Consider the following 12,485-nt stretch of genomic DNA (forward strand, 5'->3'; position numbering starts at 1 on the left):
CAAACCGCCCCAGCGAAACGGACATTGAGCACCTGAAGCCATCATTCCGCTCCTGATCATGGCGACTGGGACACCTGTCACCGGCCGACGGATCACGCACATGTGCCCGTTTCCTCCCGACTCGCCCTCCACGACAGGTAGTTCGCTCCTCACAGCCCGTCACGGAGGTCACAGCTCGGGGTGCGGGCCTTGTTGGAGATCCGGCACTGTGCTGGAATTCCACGGACCGCCGCGGGATCTAACCGGCGCACAGGGGGCGCGACGCAGCGCCGAAGTCGCGGCGGACAGGGGGGATCCAGCGCCGGTCACTCAAGACCACCGGATGGCGTGTTCAGGACGCCTTCCAGAACGCCGACACCGTGTCCCCACCGCTCGTGCGGAGGGACGCCTGGTCCAGAGGTTGCGACGCTAGTGCAGGGACGTTTCAAGAGGGATGGCAGCGCTTCGGCGGAGCCGGAGCCGCACGACGGGACTGGCCCCATGAAAGGCAGCTCCTCGCCCCAGCACGCCCAGAACCCGGGCCCGGCCCCGTCCGGGGACGGCGGCGAGCGCACCGGCCGCCCCGGCCCGGCGGCCCCGTCGTCCGGCGGCAGGACGGCGAACCCCGGCGCCCCCACGCCGGCGGCCAAGCCGGCCCAGGGCACCCCCGGCCCGGGCTCCCGCATGCTGCTGCGCAACTGGCGCATCTCCACGCGTCTGGTGTCCCTGCTCGCGCTGCCCGTGGTCGCGGCCACCTCGCTGGGCGCCCTGCGCATCAGCGACTCCATGAACGACATCCAGCAGCTCGACAACATGAAGCTGCTGACGGACATGACCAAGCAGGCCACCGAGCTGGCCGCCGCCCTCCAGGAGGAGCGGGACCAGTCCGCCGGTCCGCTGTCGCACGGTCTGAAGGCCACCGACTACACGGTCAAGGGCTACCAGCAGAAGACCGACCGGGCGCGCGAGAACTTCCTCGACGCCTCCGAGCAGATCGACGCGGCCAGCAAGGACGGCAACCTCCAGGGCGTGCGTGACGCGCTCGTCGGTCTCGCCAACCAGCTCGACGACCTGGCCAAGATCCGCCGGTCCGCGTACCAGTCGAAGGACAACGCGACGCAGACCGTCGAGTCGTACCACCGGCTGATCACCCAGCTCATCAGCCTGTCCCAGGACATGGCCGAGGCGTCCAGCAATCCGGAGATGATCTCGCGCACCCGCGCCCTGGCGGCCTTCTCCACCGCCAAGGAGTACGCGTCCGTACAGCGCGCCATGATCGCCGCCGCGCTGCCCTCGACCACCACGACCAAGGGTCACCTGGCCGAGAACGACCGCCTCTACGGCGAGTCCGCGTACGAGAGCGAGGGCTCCGAACTCGCGATCTTCCGGAAGATCTACTCGGACCACAACGCCGAGGAACTGCTCAAGCCGATCGACGAGGGCAACCCGACGATCGAGACCGCGGACACCTACGCCAAGCGCGCCTTCGAGTCGCGCAACGGCATCGAGGGGCTGCCCGCCCGCTCGTACCGCGACTGGGTGGACACCAGCTCGACCAAGATCGAGCAGATGAAGAAGATCGAGCACACGCTCCTGGAGGACATGGAGCAGAAGGCCCGCGAGCTGCGCTCCGCCTCCGAGCGCGAGGCGATCATCTCCGGTGCCCTGATCCTGCTCGTGCTCGGTGTGTCGCTGGTCGGCGCATTCGTCGTGGCCCGGTCCATGATCCGCTCGCTGCGCCGGCTCCAGGAGACCGCCACCAAGGTCGCCCAGGACCGCCTGCCCGAGCTGGTCAAGCAGCTCTCCGAGTCCGACCCGCAGGACGTCGACACCTCCGTGGAGTCGGTCGGTGTGCACTCCCGGGACGAGATCGGCCAGGTGGCCGCGGCCTTCGACGACGTGCACCGCGAGGCGGTCCGCCTCGCCGCCGAGCAGGCCCTGCTGCGGGGCAACGTCAACGCGATGTTCACCAACCTCTCGCGCCGCTCCCAGGGCCTCATCCAGCGTCAGCTCTCGCTCATCTCCGAACTGGAGTCCCGCGAGGCCGACCCGGACCAGCTCTCCTCGCTCTTCAAGCTCGACCACCTCGCCACCCGTATGCGCCGTAACGGTGAGAACCTCCTCGTCCTCGCGGGCGAGGAGCCCGGCCGCCGCTGGACCCGCCCGGTCCCGCTGGTCGACGTGCTCCGCGCCGCCGCGTCCGAGGTGGAGCAGTACGAGCGCATCGAGCTGGCCTCGGTGCCGACCACCGAGGTCGCCGGCCGCGTGGTCAACGACCTCGTGCACCTGCTCGCCGAGCTGCTGGAGAACGCGACCTCCTTCTCCTCCCCGCAGACCAAGGTCAAGGTCACCGGTCACGCGCTGCCCGACGGCCGGGTGCTGATCGAGATCCACGACACCGGTATCGGCCTCTCCCCCGAGGACCTCGCCGCGATCAACGAGCGGCTCGCCTCGCCGCCCACCGTGGACGTCTCCGTCTCCCGCCGCATGGGTCTGTTCGTGGTCGGCCGGCTGTCCCAGCGGCACGGCATCCGCATACAGCTGCGCCCCTCCGACTCCGGTGGCACGACCGCGCTGGTCATGCTGCCCGTGGACGTCGCCCAGGGCGGCAAGCAGCCCGCTCCGGGCAAGCCGGGCGGCCCCGGCTCGACCGGTGGTCCGGCCGCCGCGCAGGCCGCGGCCGGCGCCGCGGCGGCGCGCCGCCAGGTGGCCGGCGGCCAGGGCGCCGGCCAGGGCGGCGGCGGTCTGCTGGGTGCCGGTTCGGGTCAGGGCGGCGGCGGTCTCCTCGGTGCCGGCGCGGGTCCGCGCGGCCAGGTCGGCGCCGGTCAGGGCCCCCGGGCCGCGCTGCCCGGCACGGGCCAGGGCGGCCGTCCGGGCGGGCCCGGTGGAGCGCGTGGTCCGCAGGGCGGTCCCGGCGGCCGGCAGGGCCGGCCGGTGCCGGCCGGTGCGGGTGGCTTCGGCGGTCAGACGCCGGGCGGCGCCCAGAACGGCCAGGGCGGCCAGGCGAACGCCGGCGGCCCGCGCCAGGACCTCTTCGGCGGCCGGGGCGGGTCCCGGCCCGGTGCCCCCGCCGACCAGAACCGTCAGCCGCAGCTGCCGGCGCGCGGCGGCCCCCGGGCCGAACTGCCCGGCGGCGACCAGACCCCCCGCACCCCCGACTGGGCGGACTCCGGGGCCCCGCTGTCGCGGGCCTCGATGGACGCCCCGCGCGGCCACGACGAGCAGGACCGGTCGGGTACGCCCCGCGTGCCGGGAGCCGACGACCGGCAGGGTCCGGGCGCGACCGCCGAGATGCCCCGCATCGACGCGCAGGGTCCGGCCGCCACGGGCGAGTTCCCGCGCGCCGAGCTGAACGGCCTGGGCGCTCCCCAGGGCACGGGCCAGTTCGGCCGCCCCGAGAACCCGCAGCAGGACCTGTACGCGCGTCCGGAGAACCCGCAGCAGACCGGACAGTTCGCCCGTCCCGAGGTCCCGCAGCAGGACCCGTACGGCCAGCCCGGCCGGCAGGACAGCGGTTCCTTCGTCCGCCCCGACGTCTTCGGCACCGGCACGCCGGACCAGCAGGGCAATGGCCGACAGAACAACGGCGGGCAGGGCAACGGCGGCCGGCAGTCGGGTCAGTACCCGGCCCCGCAGGGCTTCGAGGGCGGTTACGACGGCGGCTCCACCGGGCAGCACGCCCTGCCCGAGCGCCAGAACCCCGCGTCCACCGGGCAGTTCGAGCGTCCGCAGCCGGCCGGCCGGAACGACTTCGGCGCCCCGCAGCAGCAGCGTCCGGCCCGTCAGGCTCCGGAGGCCCTGCCGCCGGCCAGCGGTCCGGTCGACGGCCGTACCCCGCTGTACGACACGCTGGAGACCAACTGGTTCCACGGTCAGCAGCAGGGCGGCGGCCCCGCGGCCCCTCAACAGGGACAGCAGCAGGCGCAGCCGCAGACACCCCAGCAGCCGCAGCAGCAGTCCCAGCCGCAGGCGCCCCAGCCCGCGGCCCCGGCGCCGCGCCGCTCCATGAGCGACACCGGCTCCTGGCGTACCTCGCCGAACGACGAACTCGTCCGGCAGGCCGAACGGGTGCGGCAGCCGGCCGCGGGTGGGGTCACCACCTCCGGCCTGCCGCGCCGGGTGCCCCGGGCGAACCTCGTCCCCGGCACCGCCCAGCAGCAACAGCACCAAGCCGGTCCGCAGGTCTCGCGTGCGCCTGACGACGTACGCGGACGGCTGACCAATCTCCGTCGGGGCATCGCTCAGGGCCGTCAGGCCGGCAGCGGCCAGACCGGCAGCTTCCCGAGCCCCACTCACCAGCAGGAGCGTTAGTTGAGTCCGATGAGCCAGGCGGCACAGAACCTGAACTGGTTGATCACCAACTTCGTGGACAACACCCCCGGGGTGTCCCACACGGTGGTGGTCTCCGCCGACGGCCTTCTGCTGGCGATGTCCGAAGGCTTCCCGCGTGACCGCGCCGACCAGCTCGCGGCCGTCGCCTCCGGGCTGACCTCCCTGACGGCCGGGGCGTCCCGGATCTTCGAGGGCGGCAGCGTGGCGCAGACGGTCGTCGAGATGGAGCGCGGCTTCCTCTTCCTCATGTCCATCTCGGACGGCTCGTCCCTCGCGGTGCTGGCCCATCCCGAGGCGGACATCGGTCTCGTCGGCTACGAGATGGCACTGCTCGTCGACCGCGCGGGTGCGGTTCTCACCCCGGATCTGCGCGCCGAACTCCAGGGAAGTCTGCTTCACTGACCTCCCCCGGCACCACCCGCCTCACGAAAACACCGTCCGGCCGCCACAATCCCCCCACCGGCCCCGTCAGACGGCTTGCCCGACCGACTTGCTGTCCCGCCCGGAGGATTCATGACCCCGCCCACCGCCCATCATGATCCGTACGCGGAGCCGTACGGGGACGAGGGCGACCAGCCGCTGGTCCGCCCGTACGCGATGACCGGCGGCCGGACCCGGCCCCGCTACCAGCTCGCCATCGAGGCGCTGATCAGCACCACGGCCGACCCGGCAGCGCTCATGGGGCTGCTCCCGGAGCACCAGCGCATCTGCCACCTGTGCCGGGAGGTCAAGTCGGTCGCGGAGGTCTCCGCGCTGCTGGCCATGCCGCTCGGTGTGGCCCGGATCCTGGTCGCCGACCTCGCCGAGGCCGGCCTGGTCGCCATCCACCAGCCGGGTGGCGACGAGAACAACGGCGGCGCACCGGACGTGACGCTGCTCGAAAGGGTGCTCAGTGGACTTCGCAAGCTCTGACGCGGGCGGCCGGGCCACCACCTCGGCGAAGATCGTGGTGGCGGGCGGCTTCGGCGTGGGCAAGACCACGTTCGTCGGCGCCGTCTCGGAGATCAACCCGCTGCGCACGGAGGCCGTCATGACGTCCGCCTCGGCGGGCATCGACGACCTGACCCACACCGGGGACAAGACCACCACCACGGTGGCCATGGACTTCGGCCGCATCACCCTGGACCAGGACCTGATCCTGTACCTGTTCGGCACGCCCGGCCAGGACCGGTTCTGGTTCATGTGGGACGACCTGGTGCGCGGCGCGATCGGCGCGGTGGTGCTCGTGGACACCCGGCGGCTCGCGGACTGCTTCCCGGCGGTGGACTACTTCGAGAACAGCGGCCTGCCGTTCGTCATCGCCCTCAACGGCTTCGACGGCCAGCAGCCCTACACCCCCGACGAGGTGCGGGAGGCGTTGCAGATCGGGCCGGACGCCCCGATCATCACGACCGACGCCCGGCACCGCGCCGATGCCAAGAGTGCGCTGATCACGCTGGTCGAGCACGCCCTGATGGCGCGGCTGCGGTAGTACCCGAAGACGAGGACCGATACGGCGGTTGCCGTAAGGGCGGCGGAGCCGGCTGTGGCATGTGACACGGTCGGCTCCGGTGTTCATAACGGTTCGGGAGAGGAATCCCCCGGCGTCGCCACGCGACGCGGTCACCCGGTGCCGCTGTGCGCACGAACGCCCCGCCTTTTGGCGGGGCTCGCTCTTTATGACCGTTTTATCTGCGGCTTACCTCACGCGCTCCCAAATGTTTCCACTGTTTGGAACTGCGCTGGTCCACGTGCTGGAATGCCTGAACTGCCCAATGGTCAAAGACGTACTCGACGGCGTACTCCGTAACGTCTCGCAGGTCGATGACGAACCGGGCTCTGAGAGACTGCGGCACGACGTAGGTGCCGACCGCCGAGAGGTTGTTGGTCGAGTGAGGCGAAGCAAGAACGGTCCCGAGCCGTCGGCGCGGGGCAACTTCACCCCGCCGCCGCGCGCTGCGGCGCCCACCCCTGTGACCGGCACCGAGACGGCGGCGACCGACGCGCCGAGCGGCGGCCGTCTCTCCCCGCGCAACTGGCGGGTGCCGACCCGGCTGAACGCCATCCTCCTCATACCCGTGGTGGTCGGCCTCGTCATGGGCGGCTTCCAGGTGAAGAGCTCCATCGACACCTGGCAGCAGGCCGAGGACGCGCAGCACACCGCCGAGCTGGTGCGCGCGGCCCTCACCTACGCGGATGCCCTCGAAAACGAACGTGATGTCACCGCGGCCCCGCTGCTGCGCAAGGCCACGGACGCCAAGAGCAAGGCGACCGTCGACCAGGCCCGCAAGGCCACCGACCAGGCCGCCGACGCCTTCGACCAGGCCACCGGGAACATGCCGCACACGGCGGGCCTCGAACGCCGGCTGAAGCTGTTCCACCAGGTCGAGCCCACGCTCGCCAAGGTGCGCCAGGTCGCCTACACCTCCAAGGCCCACGGCGTGGAGTCCGAGGAAAGCTACGTCACCATCGCCCACCCCCTGATGGAGTTCGCCAACGAACTCGGTCTGGGCACCGGCAACATCACCTCCTACGGCCGTACCGTCTACGCCATCTCGCTGACCAAGGCCGCCCTGTCGCTGGAGCGGTCGATCGGCACGCATCTGCTGGTCAACCCCGGTCCGGACGCCGGCAACCTGGCGACCCAGCGGGTCTCGCTGTCGTCGTACGCCTACCTGGAGCGCATCGCCCGCGAGGAGTACATCGGCGGCGGCACCGAGGCCGACGCGCAGAAGCTGGACGACGCCGAGGCGAAGGTCAAGAAGGACGCCGCCGCCCAGGCCGAGCAGGCCAAGGGTGAGAATCCGAACTACGTGGCCCCGCCGTCCGACCCGACCAAGATGGTCTCGGCGCTGGCCACCATGAAGGACACCGGCGAGCTGACCCGCGAGGGCCTGGCCGCCAACGGCATCACCGCGCAGAACTGGTACGCGGTCAACACGCTCAAGTACAAGGCCTACCGCCAGATCGAGGCGGACCTGGCCGACAAGGCCGTGACCGAGGCCTCCCAGATCGCCGCCGACGCCAAGACGTCCGCGCTGATCACCGGTGCCGTCGTCGTGGTCGCCCTGCTGCTCGCCTTCATCCTGGCCGGCGCGGTGGCCCGCCAGATGAGCCGCTCGATGCGCCAGCTGCGTAACGCGGCCTTCGGCATCGCCGAGCAGCGGCTGCCGATGCTGGTCGACCAGCTCTCCCGTACCGACCCCGGCCGGGTCGACACCCGGGTCTCCCCGATCCCGATCCACACCAAGGACGAGATCGGCGAGGTCGCCCGCGCCTTCGACCAGGTCCACCGCGAGGCGGTCCGGCTCGCCGCCGAGCAGGCCCTGCTGCGGGGCAACATCAATGCGATCTTCACCAACCTCTCGCGCCGCAACCAGTCCCTGATCGAGGGCCAGCTGACCCTGATCACCGACCTGGAGAACAACGAGGCCGACCCGGACCAGCTGGAGAACCTCTTCAAGCTGGACCACCTGGCCACCCGTATGCGCCGCAACGGCGAGAACCTGCTGGTGCTCGCGGGCGAGGAGCCCGGCCGCCGCTGGGACCAGCCCGTGCCGCTGGTCGACGTGCTGCGCGCCGCCTCCTCCGAGGTGGAGCAGTACGAGCGCATCGAGCTGTCCGGCGTCCCGGAGGCCGAGATCCACGGCCGCGCGGTCACCGACCTCGTGCACCTGCTGGCCGAGCTGCTGGAGAACGCCACCACGTTCTCCTCACCGCAGACCAAGGTCCGGGTCACCGCGACCCGGCTGCCCGACGGCCGCGTCATGATCGAGATCCACGACAAGGGCATCGGCCTGACCGCCGAGGACTTCGCGGACATCAACCACAAGCTGGCCAACCCGCCGACCGTGGACGCCGCGATCTCGCAGCGCATGGGCCTGTTCGTGGTCGGCCGGCTGTCCGACCGGCACGGCATCCGGGTCCAGCTGCGCCCCTCGGGCGAGCAGGCCGGCACCACCTCGCTGGTCATGCTGCCGGACGCGATCACGCACGGCGGTGGCGGCGAGGCCCCGCTGGACCGCGACGAGTTCACCGTCTCGCAGATCATCCCGGAGCAGCAGTTCCAGGGCGAGGACTTCGCCCAGGTGCAGCAGGCCCGCACCGCCGCCGAACTCGGCTTCGACGACAGCCGGTACGTGGAGGTCCCCGACGACCTCCGCGGCCTGGACCCGGTCGGCCGCTCCCGCAACCGCGAGGAGCGCCGGGCGGCCCTGGACACCCCGTCCGAGGGCGAGCGGTCCGGGGAGTACGGGCAGCCCGAGCAGCCGTACCAGGAGCAGCAGCACCAGGAGCAGCAGCACGCCGGGTACCAGGAGTCGTACGACGAGCGGTACTACGCGCCGAACGGCGGCCTGCCGCAGGACCAGGGCCTGCCGCAGGACAACGGCTACCCCGCGCAGGGCGGTTACGGCGACCAGGGGTACGCCGAGCCGGCCGCGCCGCAGGAGCAGCGGCCCGCGCACGCCCAGGCGGCCGACGGCTTCGAGGGCTTCGGCGGGTACGACGCCCCGTCGTACCCGGAGACCCCGTCGTACCCGGACGACTCGGCGTACCAGGACGACTGGCCCCAGCAGGACGGCTACCAGAACGGCTATCCGGCCCCGTACCCCGCGCAGGCGGAGTCCCCGGCCGCCGCCGACACCGGTGAGCGCGACCACGTAGGCTTCGACCGTCCGGGACCGGCCGCTCCGGCCGCCCCCTCGCTGACCGACGCGGGGCTGCCCCGCCGCGGCGGCGCCGCGAACGGCTCGCACGGCGCGGCCGCCTCGAACGGCACGCCGCGGGCGCGCCAGGAGGAGCCGGCCCCGGCGGCCGAGGGCGAGAGCAGCTGGCGTTCCGCGAACGACGCGCGGTGGCAGCAGGCCGCCTCGCTCCGCAAGCCCAAGGCCGGCGGGGTCACCGCGTCCGGTCTGCCGCGGCGGGTGCCCAAGGCCAACCTGGTCGAGGGCGCCGCGGAGACCACCCCCCAGGGAGGCCCCCAGGTCTCCCGCGCCCCGGAGGACGTCCGGGGCAGGCTGAGCAACCTGCGCCGGGGCGTCCAGCGTGGACGCAGCGCAGGCACGGAAACGAACGGCCAGGCCACTACTCCTCACCACAGTGGTCCTGACAGCACCTACAACCAGGAGCGTTAGTGTGAGCCCGATGAGCCAGGCGGCACAGAACCTGAACTGGTTGATCACCAACTTCGTGGACAACACCCCGGGGGTGTCCCACACGGTGGTGGTCTCCGCCGACGGACTCCTTCTGGCGATGTCCGAAGGCTTCCCCCGCGACCGCGCCGACCAGCTCGCGGCCGTCGCCTCCGGTCTGACCTCGCTGACCGCCGGTGCCTCGCGCATCTTCGAGGGCGGCAGCGTGAACCAGACGGTTGTGGAGATGGAGCGGGGATTCCTGTTCCTCATGTCCATCTCCGACGGGTCGTCCCTCGCGGTGCTGGCCCACCCGGAGGCGGACATCGGTCTCATCGGGTACGAGATGGCCCTTCTGGTGGACCGCGCGGGCACGGTCCTGACCCCGGATCTCCGTGCGGAGCTCCAGGGAAGCCTTCTCAACTAGTCATCGGACGGTGCGTATACGTGTCCCGGGGCCGTAAGGTTTCGGGACGCGGCTCCACAGGTTTGGGCGCCCGGCGCAGTCGGAGGAGGAGAAAGTGGCAACACCCCCAGGCGGTTCGTCTTCGGGCAACTGGTCGTACGGTCCCGCGCAGGGCCGCAACGACGGCTCGGCGAACCGGTACAACTTCCCCTCCGCGCCCAGCCACCGGCAGCCGTACGCCCCGCAGGGCCCGGGTCCGTCGCCGTACGACCAGCCCCCGACGCCCCGCATCCAGCCGGTACAGCCGCAGCGCCGTCCCGAGCCGGCGCCGGCCGCGAACAACAACCCCCTGGTGCGTCCGTACGCCATGACCGGCGGCCGGACCCGCCCGCGCTACCAGCTCGCCATCGAGGCGCTGGTGCACACCACCGCCGCTCCGCACCAGATGCAGGGTCAACTGCCCGAGCATCAGCGGATCTGCAACCTGTGCCGGGAGATCAAGTCGGTGGCCGAGGTCTCGGCCCTGCTGACGATTCCCCTCGGCGTGGCCAGGATCCTCGTCGCCGACTTGGCGGAGGCGGGCCTGGTCGCCATCCATCAGCCCGGCGGCGACGAGAACGCCGGCGGCCAGCCAGACGTGACACTGCTCGAAAGGGTGCTCAGTGGACTTCGCAAGCTCTAGCGGCGGTCCTTCCCGCTCCACCACCTCAGCGAAGATCGTGGTGGCGGGCGGCTTCGGCGTGGGCAAGACCACGTTCGTCGGCGCCGTCTCGGAGATCAACCCGCTGCGCACAGAGGCCGTCATGACGTCCGCTTCGGCCGGCATCGACGACCTCACCCACACCGGGGACAAGACGACGACCACCGTCGCCATGGACTTCGGCCGCATCACCCTGGACCAGGACCTGATCCTGTACCTGTTCGGCACGCCCGGCCAGGACCGGTTCTGGTTCATGTGGGACGACCTGGTGCGCGGCGCGATCGGCGCGATCGTCCTGGTGGACACCCGGCGGCTCGCGGACTGCTTCCCGGCGGTGGACTACTTCGAGAACAGCGGCCTGCCGTTCGTCATCGCCCTCAACGGCTTCGACGGCAACCAGCCCTACTCGCCGGACGAGGTCCGCGAGGCCCTCCAGATCGGCCCCGACACCCCGATCATCACGACCGACGCCCGCCACCGCGCGGACGCCAAGTCGGCCCTGATCACGCTGGTCGAGCACGCTCTGATGGCCCGCCTGCGCTAGCCATCGGCTCAGCAGAGGGGCCCCTTCCCGCCGGAGGGGGCCCCTTTGCCGTACCTCGCCGTTACTCCGATCGGGTGAGGCGCACCCCGCTGAACGCACCGCGGCCCCGCCCTCCCGGAGGAGTGGCGGGGCCGCGGTGCGCGTGCGCGGGAAGCTCAGCGCCAGCTGTGCGGGGCGCGGAAGCCGCCCTCGCGCTCCAGGCGGCGCCAGGCGGCCTTGGGGCGGGCGCGGTGGATGACGGGAGCGGGCTGGGCGGCGGCGCGGGCCAGGAGGACGGCCGTGATGGCGGCGACTTCCTCCGGGTCCGCGTGGCCCTTCTCGACGCGGATGTCAGGAGTGCTCATGGGTGTCAGTCTCCGTGGATGAGGGGTCCGCGGGGTTGCCGCGGCGGGTCCGCTCGCTTACTGCGGCGGGTTGCCGTGCTTGCGGGACGGCAGGTCGGCGTGCTTGGACTGGAGCATCGCCAGGGACTTCACCAGGACCTCGCGGGTCTCGGCGGGGTCGATGACGTCGTCCACGAGGCCGCGCTCGGCCGCGTAGTACGGGTGCATCAGCTCGGCCTTGTACTCCTTGACCATCTTCTGCCGCATGGCCTCGGGGTCCTCGGCGTCGGCGATCTGCCGGCGGAAGATGACGTTGGCCGCGCCTTCCGCGCCCATCACCGCGATCTCGTTGGTCGGCCAGGCGTAGGTCAGGTCGGCGCCGATCGACTGGGAGTCCATGACGATGTAGGCACCTCCGTACGCCTTGCGCAGGATCAGCGAGATCCTCGGCACGGTCGCGTTGCAGTACGCGTACAGCAGCTTCGCGCCGTGCCGGATGATGCCGCCGTGCTCCTGGTCGACGCCGGGGAGGAAGCCCGGGACGTCGAGGAGGGTGACGATCGGAATATTGAAAGCGTCACACATCTGCACGAACCGTGCAGCCTTTTCACTCGCCTCGATGTCCAGGACGCCCGCGAGGACCTGGGGCTGGTTGGCGATGATGCCGACGACCTGGCCGTCGAGGCGGGCGAGGGCGCAGAGGATGTTGCGGGCCCAGCGCTCGTGGACCTCCAGGAACTCGCCGTCGTCGACGATCTCTTCGATGACCTTGGCCATGTCGTACGGCCGGTTGCCGTCCGCCGGGACGAGGTCGAGGAGGACGTCCGAGCGGCGGTCGACGGGGTCGCTCGACTCGGCGCGGGGCGGGTTCTCGCGGTTGTTCTGCGGGAGGAGCGAGAGGAGGTAGCGCACCTCGGCGATGCAGGTCTCCTCGTCGTCGTACGCGAAGTGGCAGACGCCGGAGGTCTCGGCGTGCACGTCGGCGCCGCCCAGGCCGTTCTGCGTGATCTCCTCGCCGGTGACCGCCTTGACCACGTCCGGGCCGGTGATGAACATCTGCGAGGTCTCGCGGACCATGAACACGAAGTCC

10 protein-coding genes are annotated in these 12,485 nt (G+C 71.5%); 8 read left to right on the forward strand and 2 right to left on the reverse strand.

Annotated elements, in window-relative coordinates; translation table 11 throughout:
* The first annotated feature begins 411 nt into the window (after window positions 1–411).
* The 8 genes from NX794_RS24370 to NX794_RS24405 all read left to right on the forward strand — a co-directional run bounded on the left by NX794_RS24370 (window position 412) and on the right by NX794_RS24405 (window position 11,072).
* Window positions 412–4,290, forward strand: coding sequence for a sensor histidine kinase (locus tag NX794_RS24370; RefSeq protein ID WP_258780992.1), 3,879 nt, complete (start codon window positions 412–414; stop codon window positions 4,288–4,290).
* Window positions 4,291–4,299: 9 nt separating this feature from the next.
* Entirely contained in the window at window positions 4,300–4,713 is a 414-nt protein-coding gene (locus tag NX794_RS24375; RefSeq protein WP_190018698.1) for a roadblock/LC7 domain-containing protein, read from the forward strand.
* Between the two features lie 111 nt (window positions 4,714–4,824).
* Entirely contained in the window at window positions 4,825–5,223 is a 399-nt protein-coding gene (locus NX794_RS24380; protein ID WP_009190816.1) for a DUF742 domain-containing protein, read from the forward strand.
* Entirely contained in the window at window positions 5,204–5,782 is a 579-nt protein-coding gene (locus NX794_RS24385) for a GTP-binding protein (protein WP_258780996.1), read from the forward strand. Before NX794_RS24380 ends, NX794_RS24385 begins: the two co-directional genes overlap by 20 nt.
* 400 nt (window positions 5,783–6,182) lie before the next feature.
* On the forward strand, window positions 6,183–9,425 hold the full coding sequence (locus NX794_RS24390) for a nitrate- and nitrite sensing domain-containing protein (RefSeq protein WP_258780998.1): 3,243 nt from the start codon (window positions 6,183–6,185) through the stop codon (window positions 9,423–9,425).
* 10 nt (window positions 9,426–9,435) lie between these two features.
* The gene (locus NX794_RS24395; RefSeq protein ID WP_030948713.1) at window positions 9,436–9,849 is read left to right on the forward strand and encodes a roadblock/LC7 domain-containing protein; all 414 of its coding nucleotides are present in this window, start codon (window positions 9,436–9,438) and stop codon (window positions 9,847–9,849) included.
* A gap of 94 nt (window positions 9,850–9,943) precedes the next feature.
* Window positions 9,944–10,510, forward strand: a complete 567-nt coding sequence (locus NX794_RS24400; RefSeq protein ID WP_258781000.1) for a DUF742 domain-containing protein — start codon at window positions 9,944–9,946, stop codon at window positions 10,508–10,510.
* On the forward strand, window positions 10,491–11,072 hold the full coding sequence (locus NX794_RS24405; RefSeq protein WP_029183992.1) for a GTP-binding protein: 582 nt from the start codon (window positions 10,491–10,493) through the stop codon (window positions 11,070–11,072). The genes NX794_RS24400 and NX794_RS24405 overlap by 20 nt, the downstream gene beginning before the upstream one ends.
* A 155-nt stretch (window positions 11,073–11,227) precedes the next feature.
* Here the strand turns inward: NX794_RS24405 and NX794_RS24410 are convergent, their stop codons facing one another.
* Together NX794_RS24410 and NX794_RS24415 are read right to left on the reverse strand one after the other, a co-directional pair.
* A complete protein-coding gene (locus tag NX794_RS24410; protein ID WP_258781002.1) occupies window positions 11,228–11,416 on the reverse strand; it encodes an acyl-CoA carboxylase subunit epsilon in 189 nt (62 codons plus the stop codon).
* 57 nt (window positions 11,417–11,473) lie between these two features.
* Window positions 11,474–12,485, reverse strand: a 1,012-nt coding sequence (locus tag NX794_RS24415; protein WP_309506019.1) for an acyl-CoA carboxylase subunit beta, incomplete at its 5' end; no start/stop codon positions are given.

Origin of the sequence: Streptomyces pyxinicus (assembly GCF_024753135.1) — a bacterium.
In the GTDB taxonomy this organism is placed as follows: Bacteria; Actinomycetota; Actinomycetes; order Streptomycetales; family Streptomycetaceae; genus Streptomyces; species Streptomyces pyxinicus.